At 70.1% G+C, this 18792-nt stretch carries 20 protein-coding genes and 1 tRNA gene; 8 read left to right on the top strand and 13 right to left on the bottom strand.

Going from position 1 to position 18792, the window contains the following annotated elements:
• The first annotated feature begins 2 nt into the window (after positions 1-2).
• The 4 genes from EOE66_RS15925 to EOE66_RS15940 all read left to right on the top strand — a co-directional run bounded on the left by EOE66_RS15925 (position 3) and on the right by EOE66_RS15940 (position 3812).
• On the top strand, positions 3-974 hold the full coding sequence (locus tag EOE66_RS15925) for an acetyl-CoA carboxylase carboxyltransferase subunit alpha (RefSeq protein ID WP_128229681.1): 972 nt from the start codon (positions 3-5) through the stop codon (positions 972-974).
• Positions 971-2281 (top strand): tRNA lysidine(34) synthetase TilS, encoded by a 1311-nt coding sequence (gene tilS, locus EOE66_RS15930; RefSeq protein ID WP_128229682.1) that lies wholly within the window; start codon positions 971-973, stop codon positions 2279-2281. The genes EOE66_RS15925 and tilS overlap by 4 nt, the downstream gene beginning before the upstream one ends.
• A 94-nt stretch (positions 2282-2375) precedes the next feature.
• Complete coding sequence (locus EOE66_RS15935) at positions 2376-3653, top strand: aspartate kinase (protein WP_128229683.1); 1278 nt, start codon at positions 2376-2378, stop codon at positions 3651-3653.
• 66 nt (positions 3654-3719) lie between these two features.
• Positions 3720-3812: transfer RNA gene (locus EOE66_RS15940), tRNA-Ser, on the top strand.
• Positions 3813-3911: 99 nt separating this feature from the next.
• On the opposite strand, the gene EOE66_RS15945 is transcribed toward EOE66_RS15940, so the two are convergent.
• Entirely contained in the window at positions 3912-4913 is a 1002-nt protein-coding gene (locus tag EOE66_RS15945; protein WP_128229684.1) for a DUF72 domain-containing protein, read from the bottom strand.
• A gap of 93 nt (positions 4914-5006) precedes the next feature.
• Here EOE66_RS15945 and EOE66_RS15950 point away from each other — a divergent pair, with 93 nt between their 5' ends.
• Both EOE66_RS15950 and EOE66_RS15955 read left to right on the top strand, forming a co-directional pair.
• A complete protein-coding gene (locus EOE66_RS15950; RefSeq protein ID WP_128229685.1) occupies positions 5007-6692 on the top strand; it encodes a formate--tetrahydrofolate ligase in 1686 nt (561 codons plus the stop codon).
• A 16-nt stretch (positions 6693-6708) separates the two neighbouring features.
• A complete protein-coding gene (locus tag EOE66_RS15955; RefSeq protein WP_128229686.1) occupies positions 6709-7722 on the top strand; it encodes a helix-turn-helix transcriptional regulator in 1014 nt (337 codons plus the stop codon).
• 33 nt (positions 7723-7755) lie between these two features.
• Here the strand turns inward: EOE66_RS15955 and EOE66_RS15960 are convergent, their stop codons facing one another.
• From EOE66_RS15960 to EOE66_RS15970, 3 genes are read right to left on the bottom strand one after another with little or no spacing between them, the layout of a single operon-like run.
• The gene (locus EOE66_RS15960; protein ID WP_128229687.1) at positions 7756-8415 is read right to left on the bottom strand and encodes a cupredoxin domain-containing protein; all 660 of its coding nucleotides are present in this window, start codon (positions 8413-8415) and stop codon (positions 7756-7758) included.
• Positions 8412-8939, bottom strand: a complete 528-nt coding sequence (locus EOE66_RS15965) for a group I truncated hemoglobin (RefSeq protein WP_128229688.1) — start codon at positions 8937-8939, stop codon at positions 8412-8414. Before EOE66_RS15965 ends, EOE66_RS15960 begins: the two co-directional genes overlap by 4 nt.
• A 19-nt stretch (positions 8940-8958) precedes the next feature.
• Positions 8959-9927 carry a DUF3034 family protein gene (locus EOE66_RS15970; protein WP_128229689.1) on the bottom strand — a complete coding sequence of 323 codons (969 nt, stop codon included), beginning with the start codon at positions 9925-9927 and terminating at the stop codon, positions 8959-8961.
• A gap of 153 nt (positions 9928-10080) precedes the next feature.
• Between EOE66_RS15970 and EOE66_RS15975 the strand changes: the two genes are divergently transcribed.
• Positions 10081-10569, top strand: a complete 489-nt coding sequence (locus EOE66_RS15975; protein WP_128229690.1) for an SdpI family protein — start codon at positions 10081-10083, stop codon at positions 10567-10569.
• A gap of 16 nt (positions 10570-10585) precedes the next feature.
• Positions 10586-11095 carry a 2-thiouracil desulfurase family protein gene (locus EOE66_RS15980; protein WP_128229691.1) on the top strand — a complete coding sequence of 170 codons (510 nt, stop codon included), beginning with the start codon at positions 10586-10588 and terminating at the stop codon, positions 11093-11095.
• Between the two features lie 33 nt (positions 11096-11128).
• On the opposite strand, the gene ccmI is transcribed toward EOE66_RS15980, so the two are convergent.
• From ccmI to ccmA, 9 genes are read right to left on the bottom strand one after another with little or no spacing between them, the layout of a single operon-like run.
• Positions 11129-12307, bottom strand: a complete 1179-nt coding sequence (gene ccmI, locus EOE66_RS15985; protein ID WP_128229692.1) for a c-type cytochrome biogenesis protein CcmI — start codon at positions 12305-12307, stop codon at positions 11129-11131.
• Positions 12307-12810 (bottom strand): cytochrome c-type biogenesis protein, encoded by a 504-nt coding sequence (locus EOE66_RS15990; RefSeq protein WP_245479060.1) that lies wholly within the window; start codon positions 12808-12810, stop codon positions 12307-12309. The genes ccmI and EOE66_RS15990 overlap by 1 nt, the downstream gene beginning before the upstream one ends.
• Positions 12803-13333 carry a DsbE family thiol:disulfide interchange protein gene (locus EOE66_RS15995; RefSeq protein WP_128229693.1) on the bottom strand — a complete coding sequence of 177 codons (531 nt, stop codon included), beginning with the start codon at positions 13331-13333 and terminating at the stop codon, positions 12803-12805. The genes EOE66_RS15990 and EOE66_RS15995 overlap by 8 nt, the downstream gene beginning before the upstream one ends.
• Positions 13330-15315 (bottom strand): heme lyase CcmF/NrfE family subunit, encoded by a 1986-nt coding sequence (locus EOE66_RS16000; RefSeq protein WP_128229694.1) that lies wholly within the window; start codon positions 15313-15315, stop codon positions 13330-13332. The genes EOE66_RS15995 and EOE66_RS16000 overlap by 4 nt, the downstream gene beginning before the upstream one ends.
• On the bottom strand, positions 15312-15830 hold the full coding sequence (gene ccmE, locus EOE66_RS16005) for a cytochrome c maturation protein CcmE (RefSeq protein WP_128229695.1): 519 nt from the start codon (positions 15828-15830) through the stop codon (positions 15312-15314). Before ccmE ends, EOE66_RS16000 begins: the two co-directional genes overlap by 4 nt.
• Positions 15827-16006, bottom strand: coding sequence for a heme exporter protein CcmD (gene ccmD, locus EOE66_RS16010; protein WP_128229696.1), 180 nt, complete (start codon positions 16004-16006; stop codon positions 15827-15829). Before ccmD ends, ccmE begins: the two co-directional genes overlap by 4 nt.
• Positions 16003-16779, bottom strand: coding sequence for a heme ABC transporter permease CcmC (ccmC, locus tag EOE66_RS16015; RefSeq protein ID WP_128229697.1), 777 nt, complete (start codon positions 16777-16779; stop codon positions 16003-16005). The genes ccmD and ccmC overlap by 4 nt, the downstream gene beginning before the upstream one ends.
• A 25-nt stretch (positions 16780-16804) precedes the next feature.
• A complete protein-coding gene (gene ccmB, locus EOE66_RS16020; RefSeq protein ID WP_128229698.1) occupies positions 16805-17530 on the bottom strand; it encodes a heme exporter protein CcmB in 726 nt (241 codons plus the stop codon).
• A 14-nt stretch (positions 17531-17544) separates the two neighbouring features.
• Positions 17545-18189 carry a cytochrome c biogenesis heme-transporting ATPase CcmA gene (gene ccmA, locus EOE66_RS16025; RefSeq protein ID WP_128229699.1) on the bottom strand — a complete coding sequence of 215 codons (645 nt, stop codon included), beginning with the start codon at positions 18187-18189 and terminating at the stop codon, positions 17545-17547.
• Positions 18190-18792 lie beyond the last annotated feature (603 nt).

The following is an 18792-nucleotide window of genomic DNA, read 5'->3' on the forward strand; positions in this document are numbered from 1 at the left end:
CCTTGAGCAAAAGGCACTTTCTGGAGTTTGAGCAGCCGATCGCCGACCTGGAGTCGAAGATCGACGAGCTGCGCTACGTGCACAACGAGTCGGCCGTCGACATCAGCGACGAGATCGAACGCCTGGCCGCGAAGAGCCAGCAGCTGACGCGCGACATCTACAGCCAGCTCACGCCCTGGCAGGTGACGCAGATCGCGCGCCACCCGCAGCGGCCCTACACGCTGGACTACGTCAACGAGATCTTCACCGACTTCCAGGAACTGCACGGCGACCGGCACTACGCCGACGACCTCAGCATCGTCGGCGGCCTGGCGCGCTTCAACGGCCAGGCCTGCATGGTGCTAGGCCACCAGAAGGGCCGCGACACGAAGGAGCGCACGCTGCGCAACTTCGGCATGAGCCGCCCCGAGGGCTACCGCAAGGCGCTGCGCCTCATGAAGCTGGCCGAGAAGTTCGGCATGCCGGTCTTCACCTTCGTCGACACCCCCGGCGCCTACCCCGGCATCGGCGCCGAAGAGCGGGGCCAGAGCGAGGCCATCGGCCGCAACATCTTCGAGATGGCGCAACTGGAGGTGCCCATCATCAGCACCATCATCGGCGAGGGTGGCAGCGGCGGTGCGCTGGCCATCAGCGTGGCCGACCAGGTGCTGATGCTGCAGTTCAGCGTGTACTCGGTGATCTCGCCCGAGGGCTGTGCGTCCATTCTCTGGAAGACGGCCGAGCGGGCCTCCGAGGCGGCCGAGGCCCTGGGCATCACCGCGCACCGCCTGAAGGCGCTGGGCGTGATCGACAAGATCGTCAACGAGCCCGTGGGCGGTGCCCACCGCGACGTGCCCTGGATGGCCGCGCAGCTCAAGCGCGCGCTGGCCGATGCGCTGCGCCACACCGCCGACCTCAAGCCCGCCGCCCTGCTGCAGCAGCGCTACGAGCGCCTGCGCAGCTACGGCCGCTACACCGACACCAAGGAACGTTGAACACCGCGAGCGGGCGCGTTGCCGTGGCCGTCAGCGGCGGCCGCGATTCGACGGCGCTGCTGCACGCCACGCTGCGTGCAGCCTTGCCGCTGGGCCTGCAGGTGTGGGCGCTGCACGTGCACCACGGGCTGCAGGCCGAGGCCGACGCCTGGGAGCAGCAGGTGCGCCTGCAGGCGCGGCGTTGGGGCGCCGCCTTCCTGAGCCGGCGCCTGACGGGTGCGCCCGAAGCGGGTGACAGCGTCGAGGCCTGGGCCCGGCGTGAACGCTACCGTGCGCTGGCCGACATGGCGGGCGAGGCCCAGTGCTCCTTGTTGCTGCTTGGCCACCACCGGCGCGACCAGGCCGAGACCTTCCTGCTGCAGGCCCTGCGCGGCGGCGGTCCGGCGGGCCTGGCGGCCATGCCCGCGCTGGCGCAGCGCCGCCAGATCACCTGGGCGCGCCCCTGGCTGCAGCAGCCGCACGAGGCGGTGCAGGCCTATGTGCAGCGCCACCGCCTGCGCCACGTGGAAGACCCGAGCAACGCCGACGGGCGCTATGCGCGCAGCCGCCTGCGACAGCGGGTGTGGCCGGTGCTCAACGCGGCCTTCGACGACACCGAGGCCACGCTCGTGCAGGCCGCGCGCCACGCCGCGCAGGCTGCGGCCCTGGCCGCGGAGGTGGCAGCCGTCGACCTGCCGCCATTGTGCGAAGACGGAGCGCTGCTGCTGGCGCCCTGGGCCGCCTTGCCGCCGGCGCGCCGCCGCAATGCCCTGCAGGCCTGGCTGACGGGGGCGCTGCCCGGCCGCTGGCCGCAGACCCTGCTGGACCGCCTGATCGACGAACTGCCCGGCCGCCGCGGCGGCCAGTGGCCGGCACCGGAGGCCGTGCTGCGCCTGTACCGCGGGCGCCTGCGCTGCGTGCCCGCGCCCAGCCCGCCAGTGCTGGCTGCGCCCTTGCCGGCGCTCGACCTCTCCACCCCGGGCTTCGTCGCCCTGCCCGGCTGGGGCGGGCGTTTCGAGGTCAGCGACAGCACGCACGACGGCGTTTCGCCTGCGCTGCTGCAGGCCGTGCGTGTGGCGCCGCGCACCGGCGGTGAACGTTTCCACCTGGCCGCCCGCGGCCTGGCCCGCTCGCTGAAGAAGCAGTACCAGGCCGCCGGCGTGCCGGCCTGGGCGCGCCAGGGCCCGCTGCTCTGGCTGGCCGATGGCCGGCTGCTCTACGCGCCCGGCCTGGGCGTCGACGCCACGCTGCGGGCGGCGCGCGGCGAGCCGCAGCGCGCCTTGCGCTGGTGCCCGGATGCGCCAGGGCCGCGTCAGCCCGGCGGCTAAAATGCCGGGTTTTGTTGCACGCAGACCCCGCCCTTGAGGCGCTGCGGCAACGACACCGGCTCGACACTCCCGCCGCCGCGCGCGGCAATCAGCGATGGCATTGATCGTTCACAAGTACGGCGGCACCTCCATGGGGTCGACCGAACGCATCCGCAGCGTGGCGCAGCGCGTGGCCAAGTGGGTGCGCGCCGGCCACCAGCTCGTGGTCGTGCCCTCGGCCATGTCCGGCGAGACCAACCGGCTGCTCGGCCTGGCCAAGGAACTGGTGCCCGACGCGGCCGTGGCCAGCACCGACGAGGCGCGGCGCGAGCTCGATGCCCTGGCCGCCACCGGTGAGCAGGTCAGCGTGGGCCTGCTGGCCCTGGCGCTGCAGGCGCAGGGCGTGCCGGCCGTCAGCTACGGCGGCTGGCAGGTGCCCATCAAGACCGACTCGGCTTTCACCAAGGCCCGCATCGAAAGCATCGACGACACCCGCGTGCGCGCCGATCTGGCCGCCGGCAAGGTGGTCATCATCACCGGCTTCCAGGGCATCGACAGCCAGGGCAACGTCACCACGCTGGGCCGGGGCGGCAGCGACACCTCGGCCGTGGCCGTGGCCGCGGCCCTGAAGGCCGACGAGTGCCTGATCTACACCGACGTCGACGGCGTCTACACCACCGACCCGCGTGTCGTGCCCGAGGCGCGCCGCCTGTCCACCGTGAGCTTCGAAGAGATGCTCGAGATGGCCAGCCTGGGCAGCAAGGTGCTGCAGATCCGCAGCGTCGAGTTCGCGGGCAAGTACCGCGTGCCCACGCGGGTGCTGAGCAGCTTCACGCCCTGGGACATTCCGCTGGACGAAGAGGCCCGCTCGGGCACCCTGATCACCTTTGAGGAAGACGAGAAGATGGAACAAGCCGTCGTGGCCGGCATCGCGTTCAACCGCGACGAAGCAAAGATCAGCGTCATCGGCGTGCCCGACAAGCCGGGCATCGCGTACCAGATCCTGGGCCCGGTGGCCGATGCCAACATCGACATCGACGTCATCATCCAGAACGTCTCGCACGACGGTCGCACCGACTTCAGCTTCACCGTGCACCGCAACGACTACGCGCGCACGATGGCCGTGCTCGAGAACACCGTGCTGCCGGCCACCGGTGCCGCCCGCGTGATCGGCGACGCCAAGATCTGCAAGGTGAGCATCGTCGGCATCGGCATGCGCAGCCACGTGGGGGTGGCCAGCACGATGTTCCGCACGCTCTCGGAAGAGGGCATCAACATCCAGATGATCACCACCAGCGAGATCAAGACCAGCGTGGTGATCGACGAGAAGTACATGGAGCTCGCGGTGCGTGCGCTGCACAAGGCTTTCGACCTCGACCAGCCCTCGGCTTGAAGCTGAAACTTCGGGCGCGCCGCGAAGGGCGGTCCGAAGTTCAGGCTAGAATGCGGATCCTTCGCTGGAGTCGTGACCGAGTGGCCGAAGGTGCTCCCCTGCTAAGGGAGTATGTGGGCAAAACCTGCATCGAGGGTTCGAATCCCTCCGACTCCGCCAAGCCCCAAGAAGCAGACGGGCCCTGAGTTTTCTCAGGGCCCGTTTTGCTTTGCGCGCGCTTTCTCGCAGGCATCTTTCGGCTGATGTCTTTCGGCTGATTCAGGCGGCCCTGTCCAGGGCCTGGGCCAAGGCCAGCACCGAAGCCGGGGCGCAGCCCTCGGCCTTGTTGTTGATGGTGATGAAGGCGGCGCGGCCGGCCTGCAGGGTGGCGATCACCACCTTCACCAGGGTCTGGCGCGTGGCCAGGTCTTCGGACTGCAGGCGATCGAAGGGCGCCCACGCGTCCCGCGCCTGGGCGTAGCGCTGGCCGCGCTGCAGGTTCCATCGGCACACCAGGTCGCCTGGCCAGGTGGCGCGCAGCAGCGGCAATTGCGCCTCGGCCGCGGGCATGCGGTCGTGCAGGCCGAGCACCGGGCGCACGCCATGGAACTTCAGCGTGGCGGCGAGGGTGGGTGTCAGCAGCGAGGGATCGCGCAGTTCCAGCGCCTGCTGGGCCTGCCGCGGCAGCACTGCTTCCACGGCCTGCCACAAGCGCCCCAGGCGCCGCAGCAAGGCGGGCTCGTCCTCCAGCCAGCGCCGCGGCAGGGGCGAAAGCTGCCAAACCAGCACGCCGAGCCGGTCGCACAGGCCTTCGGCCGCCGGCCGCGCGCACAGTGCCACGGCGGCATCGGCATCCAGGAACTGCGGGTTCTCGCGCAGCGCGGCACCGGTGGCGGCGTCGCGCTCGGTGGCGTCGCTCAGGAGTGCCGGTGCCTTGACAACGAAGCGGAAGCTCGCAGGCACCTGCGCGGCCAGCGCACGGTAGGTGCCGGGGTCCAGCGGCCTGTAGAAGGCGCGGTCGAGGCTGACGGTGTTCAGCAAGGGGTGCTGGGCGTAGGCGGCCAGGCCCTCGCGCGAGAGGCGCGCCTCGGGGTAGGCACGGCCGTACACCTGCCCGGCCCAGCCTGGGAAGTGCCACGACGAGGTGCCCAGGTGCAGCCGCCCGCCAAAGCGCTGGTGCAGCCGCGCGGCCAGGGCGCGCAACTCGGCACCGACTGCCGCCGGCTGCACGCCACCGCTGGCTGGAGGCAGATCGGCATCGAAAAGCGCAGCTTGGGCCATGGCCCGGCATTCTGGCGCGCCGACACCCGTGCGCCCAGGCCGGCACAATGAAGCGCCAAGCCGCCACTGCCGTGCGGCGACCAGGAGACACCCTTGCCCCTCAGCGACATCGAGATCGCCCGCCAGGCCCGCCTGCGCCGCATCACCGACCTGGCCCAAGACCGCCTGGGCATCCCCGACGAACACCTGGTGCCCTACGGCCACCACAAGGCCAAGCTCGCGCTGCCCTACATCCACGGCCTGGAAGGGCGGCCCGACGGCAAGCTCATCCTGGTGACGGCCATCAGCCCCACACCGGCCGGCGAGGGCAAGACCACCACCACCGTGGGCCTGGGCGATGCGCTGAACCACATCGGCAAGAAGGCGCTGATCGCGCTGCGCGAACCCAGCCTCGGGCCGGTGTTCGGCCTGAAGGGCGGGGCCACGGGCGGCGGTCGCGCGCAGGTGGTGCCGATGGACGACATCAACCTGCACTTCACGGGCGACTTCCAGGCCATCGCGCTGGCGCACAACCTGCTCTCCGCCTGCCTGGACAACCACATCCACCATGGCAACGCGCTGGACATCGATGTGCGCCGCATCGTGTGGAAGCGCGTGGTCGACATGAACGACCGCGCCTTGCGCGACATCACCGTGGGCCTGGGCGGGCCGGGCAATGGCTTCCCGCGGCAGGACGGTTTCGACATCGTGGTGGCCAGCGAGGTGATGGCCATCCTTTGCCTGAGCACCAGCCTGGCCGACCTGAAGGCGCGGCTGGGCCGCATCGTGGTGGCCGAAACCCGCGGCCGCAAGCCCGTGACCGCGGCCGACCTGAAGGTGCACGGCGCCATGGCCGTGCTGCTGAAGGACGCGCTGGCGCCCAACCTCGTGCAGACCATCGAGAACAACCCCGCGCTGCTGCACGGCGGCCCCTTCGCCAACATCGCGCACGGCTGCAACAGCGTGATGGCCACGCGCACCGCGCTGAAGCTGGCCGACTACGTCGTGACGGAAGCCGGCTTCGGCGCCGATCTGGGGGCCGAGAAGTTCATCGACATCAAGTGCCGCAAGGCCGGGCTGGCGCCATCAGCCGCCGTGCTGGTGGCCACCATCCGCGCGCTGAAGTTCCACGGCGGCGTGGCCGTGCCCGACCTCGGCCGAGAAGACCTGGGCGCACTGGAGCGCGGGCTGGCCAACATCCAGCGCCACCTGCACAACCTGCGCGAGGTCTTCGGCCTGCCCTGCGTCGTGTCCATCAACCATTTCAGTGCCGACACCGAAGCCGAACACATCTTGCTGCGCGAGCGCCTGGGGGCCTTCACGGGCGGCAGCGTGCCGGTGCTGACGGCACGCCACTGGGCCGAAGGCGGGCCGGGCGCGGCCGATGTGGCCCGGGCGGTGGTGGCGGCTTGCGAACAGCCGAGCACCTTGCGTTTCGCCTACGACGACGCCGACCCGCTGTGGGAGAAGGTGCGCAAGCTCGCCACGCGCACCTACGGCGCCGCCGACATCAGCGCCAGCAGTGCCGTGCGCAAGCAGATCGCCGCCTTGCAGGAGGCCGGCTACGGCCACCTGCCCGTGTGCGTGGCCAAGACGCAGGTGAGCTTCAGCACCGACCCCAGCCAGCGCGGCGCGCCCAGCGGCCACGTGCTCGACATCCGCGAGGTGCGCCTGGCCGCCGGTGCCGAGTTCGTGGTGATGGTCTGCGGCGACATCATGACCATGCCCGGCCTGCCCAAGGTGCCGGCGGCCGAGCACATCGACCTGGACGAAGCCGGCCAGATCATCGGCCTGAGCTGAGCGCGCGAGGCAGCGATTGGCCAACAACACCGCGCGCCTGTACCGCATCGAATCGCTGATCCGGGCGCGCGGGCACGTCAGCTTCCAGACGCTGCTCGAAGAGCTGGAGGTCAGCCGCGCCACGCTGAAGCGCGACCTGGAGTACCTGCGCAGCCGACTGGGCGCGCCCATCGAGTACGACCGCGATGTCAACGGCTACCGCTTCGGCACCAGCCCCTACGCCGGGCCGAAACACGAGCTGCCGGGCCTGTGGTTCGACGAGGCCGAGCTCTACTCGCTGCTGATGGCGCAGCAACTGCTGGCCGGGCTGGACAGCGACGGCCTGCTCAGCCGCCACCTGCAGCCGCTGCTGGACCGCATCCGCGAACTGCTCAAGAGCGGCTCTGCCGAAGGCGACGAAGCCGCGGCCGAGCGCCTGATGCAGCGCGTGAAGATCGTCAGCGCGCTGCGCCGCCCGGTGCCCAGCCGCTTCTTCGAACGCGTGAGCACCGCGCTGCTGGCGCGCAAGCGGCTGCACCTGCACTACCTGGCGCGCACGCGGCGTGAGCTGAGCGAGCGCGAGGTCTCGCCGCAGCGCCTGGTGCACTACCGCCACACCTGGTACCTGGACGCGTGGTGCCACCGCAGCGAGGCGCTGCGCCGTTTTGCGCTGGACGCGGTGCAGGAAGCCACCGTGCTGGAGGCCAAGCCCGCGCGAGAGATCGCGCTGAAACGCGTGCAGGCGGAGATGGACGCCGGCTACGGCATCTTCGCCGGCGCCACCCCGCGCTGGGCGGTGCTGGTCTTCGACGTGCAGGCCGCGCAGTGGGCCAGCCGCGAAGAGTGGCACCCGCAGCAAGAGGGCCGCTGGCTCGACGACGGTCGCTTCGAGCTGCGCTTGCCCTACGTGGACGACACCGAGGTGGTGATGGACGTGCTGCGCCAGGGCGAGCAGGTGCAGGTGCTGGCCCCGCCCGAACTGGTGCAGGCCGTGCGCAGCCGGCTGGCGGCTGCCGCAGCCCGGTATGGCAGGAGCGTCGCAGAGCCCTGAGCCCCGTTGCCTGCGGCGGGCTGTGGTGTTCGTTCAGCGCCTGCGTTGGCGCGGCGTGATGCCGGTGCTCATGCGCACCGCGGCGTCGCCCCGCACCGTCACGGCCATCGGCGTGGCAGGCACCAGTTGGTCAGGGTGCCAGACCTTCAGCCGGGCCGCGCCATCGGGGACGTCGCCGAGGATGGCCTGCCCGTTGCCATCGGTCTTCACGACCCAGGGCGAATCGGCCACGTAGATGTGGCCGCGCATGCGGCTGTGCAGGTGGCAACCCAGTTCCACCGGGCCTGCCTGGCCCATCACCACCTCCTGGCTGCCGCCGGTGCGGCCCTCGGCCGCACCGGCCAGGCGCAGCTCGAAGCCTGCCGACGCCGGGGCTGAGAGCCCGTCGGCGGCCGGGCGGCCGCGCACATGGTGGTCGAAGGGGTCGATGTTCGTGAAGCGTACCGCCGAGCCCACGGGCACCACCAGCAATGCAGGCTGGAAGCGCAGGCGCTCCTGCTGGACCGTGGTGCGCACGGGCGTGGGCTTGGGCACCGGGCTGCCGGGTGGCAACTCCAGCACCACCACGGCATCGGCCAGGGGCTGGCCGTCGGCGGCCAGCACGCTGATCTGCAGCGTGGCAGCCCAGGCCGCGGGCAAGGCCAGCAGGGCCGCTGCAGCCATGACCAGGCTTTGGAGGACGACCGCCTTCATGGTGCGGGCGCGGTTGATGGTGCGACGATGTCGCGGTGCATCGGCGCCAGCAGCGCCAGCAACTGGTTCTGCCGCGTGAAGGGGACGCCTCTTGCGTCGAGGGCCTGCTGCAGCACTTCCACCAGCGCGTTGAAGTCGGCACGCGTGATCTGGAGGTCGGCGTGTGCGTCCTTCATGGAGGCGCCCTCGTAGCGGCAGGGGCCGCCGCTGAGCAGGCACAGCTGCTCGGTGAGCCGGGCCGCGAGTTCCTTGGCGTTGGTGTCCTTGAATTGGTGGCCGATGCGCCTGTCGGCACGCAGCCGCGCCACGAAGTCGGTCATCAAGGCCTGCAGGCCGGCACGCTCGCCCAGGGCCTGGTACAGGCCCGGGGCCGGCGCCACGGGGTAAGCGGTGGCGCGGTCGGCGCCCGTGCCCGAGGTGGGGGGCCTGCCCTGGCCCGGTGCGGGCTGGGCCAGCGCGGCGGCCGTGGCCGAGACGAGCGCCGCCGCGCTGAGGCAGCGGAGGAGGGAGATGCGTTGCGGCATGGTGGAGTCTCGAGGTGGGTCAGAACGCAATCTGCGCAGAGAGGTAGGCGCCGGTCTGGCGGCGCTGCTCGGTGGTGGCGGGCACGACAGGGCCCAGGTTCACCCAAGCCGCCGTGAGAGAGAGGTGCGGGCTCGGGGCCCACGCGACGAAGACGTCGGTCCAGTCTTTGGCGCGAAGGCCACTGCCCAGGCCGGCCGCCTCGCCGGCGCGGCGCAACTTGTCGGGCATGCGGCGCCACTCGGCGCCCACCGCCACCCGCCGGTTCAGCAGCCACGCCACCGAGACTTCGGGCTGCAGGCTGTAGCTGAGCTCGTCCACCGCCCCGGCGATGTGGCCGCCATGGCCCAGCAGCCCGCCCTGGTTCGCACGCGTCAGGCGCAGCGTGGCGTTCACCAGCAGGCCTTGCGCCAGGAAGAGCTTGCTGGCGCTGATGTAGGCCTCGGTGTCGCGTGGCCGCGCGCCCAGGGCACGCAGCGTGCCGCTGAGGCCGCTGTCCTGTAACTCCTTGGCCAGCAGGCCCACGGCGACCTGCGGCCGCCAGGTGTCGCTGTCGAGCACGGCGTCGCCGGCCACGCGGACCTTCAGGCCGACGATGTTCTGGCGCAGGCGCAGGCCCGGCAGGCCCAGCGCGCGACCGGTGACGCCGGTGCTCAGGGCTTGCTGCGCCACCGAGAGCTCGATCCGGTTGTTCCATGCGAAAGCGGCACCGCCGGCCGTGAGCGCGTAGTCGTGCGTGACCGCGCGGCTGACAAAGGCGCTGGCGCCGATCTCTCCTTCGGTGGCCTGCGTGCCGATGAGCGCCCACGGCGAAAGCCCGCCGCCGGCGGCGCCCTCCACGGAACTGACCCCGCCGGTCAGCAGCAGCTTGCCGGTGCCGGCTTGCGCCGGACCGGCCAGGAGTGCGGCGGTGGCGGCGGCGCAGACCGAGCCGAGGGCCAGGCGGCGGGCGCGCAGGGGCGCGGTGCGGCGGTGGGGCGTCAGGGTCATGGTGGGGTGGGTCTCCATCGTGGGTGCGTGGGCGTCGTCATCGGCTGCATCGGTACGCCCCCGTGATACGTGAGGCCGTGCTGTCTGGATGCAGGGTTGCAAGCAAAATGCAGCCTCTTTCTGCCACTTTCGCCACAGCGCGCACCGCTTGCCATGTTCCGTCTGCTGCTTGCCTTCGTGGCCCTGGCCAGTGCCGCTTTCGTCTGGTGGTCGGGGCAGATGCTGCCGGCCCAGGTGGCTTCGCGCTTCGACAGCCAGGGCGTGGTGGTCAGTTGGATGTCGCGCGAGACCTTCATCGGCTTGATGCTGTTGTTGGCCTCGGTGATGCCGACGGTGACTGCCTTGCTCCAGATGCGCAACTCGCGCCTGTCGCGCACGCGCATTCCCAACCCCGAGCACTGGTACGCAGAGCCTCGCCGCAACGCGACCGTGGCCTACCTCGAAGCGCATGCGGCGGTGTTCGCAACGGCGCTGTCGGTTTTCATGTGTTTCGTGTTCTGGCGCGTGGTGGCGGCTCACCTGGGTTCGCCGCAGGCCCCCGTGCTGGACAAGCAGCTCTTCCTGCTCGGCCTGGGTGTCTTCGTGGCCTTCGCGGTGGGCTGGACGGTGCTGCGGCACCAGCACTTCCGCCGCATTGCATGAAGCGGTGCGCCGGCCGATGAAGCCAGCGCGCCCGCCCGTGCTGGTCAGCGCCTGCCTGCTGGGGCAGGCGGTGCGCCACGACGGAAGCGACAAGGGCAGCGACCATCCGGTGTTGCAGGCCTGGCGGCAGCAAGGCCGCGTGCTGCCCCTGTGCCCCGAAGTCGCTGGCGGGCTGCCCGTGCCGCGGCTGCCTGCCGAGATCGAGGCCAGCGCCGGCGGGGCTGCCGTGCGGGCCGGTGTGGCACGCGTGCGCGACCTCCGTGGTGGCGATGTCACGGCGGCCTTCGAACGCGGCGCAGAGGCCGCGCTGGCCCTCGTGCGGCAGCACGGCGTGCGCGTGGCGGTGCTGAAGGCGGGCAGCCCCTCCTGCGGCAGTGCCTGGACCTACGACGGCAGCTTCAGCGGCGCGCGCGTGCCTTTGCCGGGTGTCACCACGGCCGCCTTGCTGTCCGCTGGCGTGCGTGTCTTCAGCGAAGAGGAATGGGCCGCCGCGGCGCAGGCCGACGTGGAAGACCTGCCGCCCTGAAACGGGCCGAAGGCCTCGGGCTGCCGTGCGGCCTCAGGGCTTCACGACCTCGTTGATCTCGACCACGAGCCCTTGCGTCTGGTTGGCGACAGCAGGCGACTGGCCGCTCAGGTCGCCCGGCGCGGGTGCGGCCTGGCCGCTTTTGCTGACCCGGGCGGTCACCACCACCTGCGCAAAGGCCGAGAGCTTCATCGCCGGCGACATCGCCAGGCTGTCGTCGAGCCGGAAGCTGACCGGCAGGTCCTTCACCTGGTAGCGCAGAATGGCCAGCGGCATGCGCGCACCCTCCGCCGGGCGCGCGAAGACGAAGACGACATCCTCGGGGCGCGCTTGCGCGGCCAGGGCGGGTGCCAGCCTCACGGTGCCCGTGATCACGGCGCCGGAGGCTGCTGCCGAAGCCGAACCTGGCGTGGCCGCAGCGATGCCTGGGGCAGGCGCAGCCGCCGCGGCGACCCGTGGGCCAGGCGGCAGGCCGGCCAGGCTGCGCGCCTCGTCGATGCTGCTCTGCAACTGCGGCAGGAAGCTGCTGTCGGGCGGCGACACGCTGGCCAGCCGCTCCCAGCGCTGCACCGCGAGCTTGTAGTCCTTGCGGTTGAAGGCGGCCGTGCCCGAAAGCGCGAGACCCTTGCCGTTGTCGGGGTCGGACTTCAGTGCCCGCTCCACCAGCGCGAGCGGCTCGCCTTCGAGCACGCGGCCGTTGCTCATGGCCAGCGCGTCGGCCCAGTCCACCAGCAGGCTGGGGTCGTCGCCGACGATGGCCACCGCCTTGGCAAAGGCCGGTACGGCATCGGCATGGCGCCCCAGGCGCACGTAGGAGCGTGCCAGCAGGCCCCAGCCTTCGGCGTTGCCGGGTTCCTCTTTCATGCGCGCGGCGAGCTTGTCGACCGCGGCGATGAATTCCTGTTCAGTGAGCTGCGGGGCCGCGGCCGCTGCGGGGCTGGCCGACCCCGGCGCACCCGCGCTGGGCAGGCCGGGCGAGCCGAACACGGCATAGCCCGCCACCGCCAGCGCCAGCACAGCCGCCACGCTACCGCCCACCAGCCGGCGCGAAGGGCGCTCGGGCGCTGGGCCGGCCACCATCACGTGATCGAGCAGCTGGCGCTCCAGCGGGGTGCGGGCCTCGGCATAGGCCTCGGCGCTGAGTGTGCCCTCGTCGTGCAGCGTCTTGAGCTGTTGCAAGCGCTGGCGAAGGGTGTCGATCGGTGCGTTCATCAGGAGCGCGCCTTGGGCGCGGCGTCGGGGTCGTCTTCATCGGCCTCGAAGGCCTCGGGTGCCAGGCGGGCGCGGTGGCGCAGCACCAGCCACAGGCCCATCAGGCCGCCCACCAGCAGCACGGCAGGGCCGAACCAGAGCAGGGCCGTGGTGGGCTTGACCGGCGGGCGGTACAGCACGAAGTCGCCGTAGCGCGCGGTCATGTAATCGAGGATCTCGCGCTCGCTGCGGCCCTGGCGCAACATCTCTCGCACCTGGTTGCGCAGGTCCACGGCCAGATCGGCATGGCTGGCGGCGATTGTCTCGTTCTGGCACACGAGGCAGCGCAGTTCCGCGGCGATGGCCAGCACGCGCTTCTCCAGTGCAGGGTCTGCGCTGGCCTCTTGCGCGAGCTTGCCCGGCGCAGGGCCCGCGGACGGCTGCGCCAGCGCGGTGGCGGCGGGCCCCAGGCACGCCGCCACCAGGGTGGCGGCCCCGAGGGCCGCCTGCATCCACTTACGCATTGAGTTCCTTGACCAGCGGCAGGATGCGCTCGCGCAGCACCTGCGGCGTGAGCGGCCCGATGTGCTTGAAGCGCACCACGCCCTGCTTGTCGATGACGAAGGTTTCAGGCACGCCGTAGACGCCCCAGTCGATGCCCACCTTGCCCTGCAGGTCGCTCACGGTCGCCGTGTAGGGGTTGCCATAGCGGCCCAGCCAGGCGATGGCGTCGCCGGGCTTGTCCTTGTAGTTCAGGCCGTAGAGCGGCACCACGCGCTGCCGCGCGAACTCCACCAGCAACGGGTGCTCTTCACGGCAGGGCACGCACCACGAGGCCCAGACGTTGAGCACCCACACCTTGCCGGCCAGATCCTGGCGGCTCAAGGCCTGCTTGGCGTCGTCCAGCCGCGGCAGGGTGAAGTCGGGCGCGGGCTTGCCGATCAGCGGCGAAGGCACCTCGCGCGGATTCAAGCTCAGGCCGACCCCCAGGAAGCCCAGCAGCACGACGAAGGCGCCCAGCGGTGCCAGGTAGTGCCAACGCTTCATGCCGAGGCCGCCCCGGCGGCTGGCGCGCCTGCGGTCTGCTCGCGGCGTGCCGTGCGGTAGCGGCGGTCGGCCGCGGCCAGCACGCCGCCCAGGGCCATCAGCACGCATCCACCCCAGATCCAGGTGACGAAGGGCTTGTAGTAGAGCCGCACCACCCAGGCTGTGCCCTGTGTGGCCTGGCCCAGCGAGACGTAGATGTCGCCCATCGGCCGGCTGCGGATGGCGGCTTCGGTCATGGGGTTCTGCTGCACGCGATAGACACGCTTCTCCGGGCGCAACTGCGCCAGTTCCTTGCCGTTCTTGCTGAGCACGACGAGGCCCTGTGCGGCCCGGTAGTTCGGGCCTTCGACATCACGCACCCCCTGGAAGGTGAAGGTGTAGCCGGCGATCTCGGCGCTTTGCCCGACGTCCATGTTCAGGTCGCGCTCCACCTCGTAGGTGCGCACCATGGTGACGCCGATGATGAAGACGCCGATGCCCAGGTGCGCCAGCATCATGCCCTTCATCGCCCGCGGGATCTGGTTGAAGCGGTGCAGCAGCGACCCTTGCACGCCACCCGCCGGGCGCACCCGCTCCCAGAGGTCGGTGGCCACCGAAGCGAAGACCCAGAAGCCCATCACCAGGCCCAGTCCGCCCAGCCAGGAGATGCGGCCTTCGGCGAGTTCGGCCCCCACCGCGCACAGCACGGCCACCACGGCCGCCCAGCGCAGGCGCTTGGCGAGGTCGGGCAGTTCGGCGTTCTTCCAGCGGGCGAGGGTGCCCACGCCCATCAGGAACACCAGCGGCGCCATCAGCGGCACGAACACGGTGTCGAAGTAGGGCGGGCCGACCGAGATTTTGCCGAGGTTCAGCGCGTCCAGCAGCAATGGGTAGAGCGTGCCAAGCAGCACCGCGGCCGTGGCCACCACGAGCAGCACGTTGTTGGCGAGCAGAAAGCCTTCACGCGAGACCGGGGCGAAGCGCGCGCCCAGGCCCACCTTGGGCGCACGCCAGGCGTAAAGCGCCAGCGAGGCACCGATCACCACCGCCAGGAAGGCCAGGATGAAGAGGCCGCGCTTGGGGTCGGTGGCGAAGGCGTGCACCGAGGACAGCACCCCCGAGCGCACAAGGAAGGTGCCCAGCAGGCTCAGCGAGAAGGCCGAGATCGCCAGCAGCACCGTCCACGCCTTGAAGGCGCCGCGCTTTTCCGTCACGGCCAGCGAGTGGATCAGCGCCGTGCCCACCAGCCAGGGCATGAAGCTGGCATTTTCCACCGGATCCCAGAACCACCAGCCACCCCAGCCGAGCTCGTAATAGGCCCACCAGCTGCCCAGCGCGATGCCCAGCGTGAGGAAGATCCAGGCGGCGGTGGTCCAGGGCCTCGTCCAGCGCGCCCATTGCGCATCGAGGTTGCCGCCGATCAGCGCCGCCACGGCGAAGGCGAAGGCCACCGAGAAGCCCACGTAGCCCATGTAGAGCATGGGCGGGTGGAAGATCATGCCCGGGTCCTGCAGCAGCGGGTTCAGGTCGCGGCCGTCAGGTGGTGCCGGGTTCAGCCGATCGAAGGGGTTGGAAGTGACCAGCGTGAAGAGCAGGAAGCCCACCGTCAGCCAGCCCATCACGGCCAGGATGCGAGCCAGCACGGGCAGTGGCAGGCGCTCGCTGAACTGGGCCACCGCGAGCATCCAGCCGACCTGCATCACCAGCCACAGCAGCATCGATCCTTCATGGCCGCCCCACACGGCGGCCATGCGGAAGTGCAGGGGCAGTTCGCTGTTGGAGTTCTGCGCGACATAGAGCACCGAGAAATCGTGCTCGACAAAGGCCCAGGTCAGCGCCAGATAGGGCAGCAGCACCAGCAGGAACAGCCATTGCGTGGCCGGCCGCGCGAGAGCCATCCAGTCGTTGCGGCCCTTCTGCGCCCCGACCAGCGGCACGGTGCCGATCACCAGCGACAGCCCCAGCGCCAGCCACAGGACGAAGTGGCCGAGTTCCGGAATCATTGCGGGGCTCCCTTTCCGTAGGTCGTCTGGCCCTGCGTCTGGCTGCCGCTGCCGGGGTTGGCGCCCTTGTAGAGCGTCTGGCTCATCTGCTTGTGGTCGCCGGTCTGCGCGTTCTTCAGGGCCTCGGCGGCTTCGGGCGGCATGTAGTTTTCGTCGTGCTTGGCCAGCACCTCGCGCGCCTCGAACACGCCCTCGCGCAGTTGGCCTTGGGCCACCACGCCTTTGCCTTCCTTGAACAGGTCAGGCAGGATGCCGGTGTAGCGCACGGGCACCTTTTGCGCGGTGTCGGTGATGACGAACTGCACCAGGGTGCCGTCCACCTTGACCGAGCCTTCTTCGACCAGGCCGCCCACGCGGAAGGTGCGTGCCGTCGGTGCCTCTTTCGCGGCCACCTGCGTGGGCGAATAGAAGAACACGAGGTTGCTCTCGAAGGCGTTGAGCACCAGGGCCACGACGATGCCGGCGGCGGAGACCAGGCCGCCGATCGCGGCCAGCTTCTTGTGGCGGGGTTTCATGTCATCTCCTCGGTCTCGGTGGCCGCGCGCTCGGCGTCGCGCAGCGCTTGCCGGTGGCGCGCGCGCGCCAGCAGGGGCTCGGCCAGCATGCACACGGCGCACACCGCATAGCTTGTCCAGACGAAAAATCCGTAGCCGCCCATGTGGAAGAACTCGGCGGCGCTGTTCCAGTTCATCGTGCGATTCTCCCCCGGGCGAGGGCGGCCACCCATCCGGCATGGGCTTCACGCTCCAGCGTCATCGCCCGCGCCCGCATGAACACCACCGCAAAGGCATAGGCCCAGCAGGCCACCGTCATCAGCAGCATGCCCGTGAGCATGGTGCTGGCCATCTTCGGCGCGGCGGTCATGCTGATGGTGGCGCCCTGGTGCAGCGTGTTCCACCACTTCACCGAGAAATAGATGATGGGCACGTTGATGCTGCCCACCAGGGCCAGCAGCGCGCCGGCCTGGTCTGCGCGGCGCACGTCGTCGATGGCATTGACGAGGGCGATGTAGCCCAGATAGAGGAACAGCAGGATCAACTCGGTGGTCAGGCGGGCATCCCACACCCAGTAAGTGCCCCATGTAGGTTTGCCCCAGACCGCGCCGGTCCATAGTGCAAGAAACGTGAACATCGCGCCCGTGGGGGCTATCGCACGCGCCAGCACCGAGGCCATGCGGGCGTTGAAGGCCCAGCCGATGCCGGCCCAGAAGGCCATCACGAGGTAGAGCACCATCGACATCCAGGCTGCAGGCACGTGGATGTAGATGATCCGGTAGGCGTCACCCTGGGTGGCGTCTGTGGGAGCGACGAAGAAGCCCACGTACAGGCCGGCAGCGGCAAAACCGATGCAGACCACCCAGCACAACGGCACGAGCCAACCTGCCAGCGCATAGAAGCGCGACGGGGCGGCGAAGGTGAAGAAGCGAAAGCCGGGGGCGCTTTTGGGGGCAGGGGCGTCGGTCACGCTCGAATCCTCGTACAGAAGGGTCTCATTCGGTGGAAATGCGCAGCGCCGCAGCGATGGCCATCGGGGCGCCCACTGCCGTGGTGATCAGCAGGGCGGCCAGCAAGGAGAAGTGTCCGCGGGCCGACATGCCGGCTTCCACCATGCCCACCGCACCTGCGCCGAAGATGAGCGCCGGTATGGCCAGCGGCAGCACGATCAGGATGAGCAGCATGCCGCCGCTGCGCAGGCCCAGCGTCAGTGCCGCGCCGAGACCGCCAAGCAGGCTCAGGATGGGCGTGCCCAGCGCGAGGCCCGCCAGCAAAGCCAGCACCGCGTCGGCCGACATGCCGAAAAGCAGGCCGACGAGCGGCGTCGCGACGATGAGCGGCAGCCCCGTCAGCAGCCAGTGGGCGCCGCACTTGGCTGCGGCCACGGCGAGGGCCGATGTGGGTGCCAGCAGCATCTGTTCCAGCGAGCCGTCGGCGTGGTCAGCCGCAAAAAGCGAGCCCACCGACAGCATGCTGGCGAGCAGCGCGCACACCCACACGATGCCTGGCGCGATGTTGCGCAGCATGCCTGGCTCAGGACCTACGCCCAAAGGAAAAAGGCTGATGGCCACCATGAAGAAGGCCAGGGGCAGCAGGGCATCGACGCGGCGGCGAGAAGCCAGCTTCAGATCGCGCAAGAGCACGGCCGTGAACACCGCGCGGGCTGAGACTTCCTGGGCTGCAGGCGCCAGGGCGGACAACGGTGAGGCGGGTGGCGTCATCTCGACTTCCCGGATCAGGCAGGCCGGCGCCGCGGCACGGCCGCGTCGAGATCGAGCACTGCAGGCACAGGGCTGGTAAGGCTAAGCGCCTGGTGGCTGGTGAGCAGCACGCAGCCGCCGCGGGCAGCGTGCTCGCTGATCACCGAGTTCAGTGCGGCAATGCCCTCGACGTCCAGTGCGTCGAAGGGCTCGTCCAGCAGCCACAAGGGGCTGTCTCGATGAAGAGCCAGCCGTGCCAAGGCCACGCGGCGGCGCTGGCCCTGGCTGAGGGTGCGCACGGGAGCGTACCGACGGTCGGCGATACCCATGCGCTGCAGGGCCAGGTGCAAAGGCGCCTCCGCAGAAGGGAGGCCGTGCAACTGCGCGAGGAAGCGCAGGGCCTCCGTCACGCTGAGGTCGTCCTTCAGAGCGTTCTGGTGGCCGATGTAGACCAGATGGCGTCGCCAGGCTGCGCCGCCTTCGTGCGGTGAACGCCCCGCAATCCGGATTGCACCGGCGGCAGGCGTCGAGAGACCTGCGAGCAGGCGCAGCAGGCTGGTCTTGCCGCGTCCATTGCGGCCGCGCAGCCACGTGACGGACCCAGGCGCGAGTTCGATCGCCAGGTTGGCAATCAGGGTGCGATCGCCACGTTGCACGGCCAAGCCCTCGGTCTGCAGCACCCAGCCCGCCTGGGACGGATGTTGTTCGGCGAAGCCTTCGTTTTGGAGGGACTGCAAGGTCGGGACGGTGCCTGGTGGAGAGGGGACGGCAGCGAGAGCGTGGGGCTCAGCGCAGAGCCGGCTGAACGCCGCACCTCAGTTTAAGGGGCCGAACTGCAGTCAGCCTTGCAAGCCAGCCTGGGCGGAACCAGAGCGTGGTCAATGCGGTTGGCAGATCGCCTGCGACATGGATGCGCTGGCTGTGCGAGCCATTGGTACACGACCAACTGAGGGCATCTCAGCAGTGGCACGCCTCCGCTGTGGCCCAGGCTCGCGTCGCATCGATGGCGGCATCGGGAACGCGCCAGCGTGGCGAGGTGAGTCCTGAGGCAGTTTGACCAGGCGCGCTGGTAATGACTAGCTGGTCGACGCGCGCATGTGCTACAGTCGAAGGCTTCGCTGTTCGCTAAGCTGCTTTTTGACGCGGTGGATGTGTGCGGTGAAGGCGGGCTGAAGAGGCTTGACGGTGCTGAAAAAAGCGTGTCATAATCTTTGGCTCTGCTGACGAAGTTTGGTGCTGCGGTTCGGATGGATTGCAAGCAAAGCGAATCAGCAAAAAAGCAG

It is taken from the genome of Rubrivivax rivuli (assembly GCF_004016505.1).
In the GTDB taxonomy this organism is placed as follows: domain Bacteria; phylum Pseudomonadota; class Gammaproteobacteria; order Burkholderiales; family Burkholderiaceae_C; genus Rubrivivax; species Rubrivivax rivuli.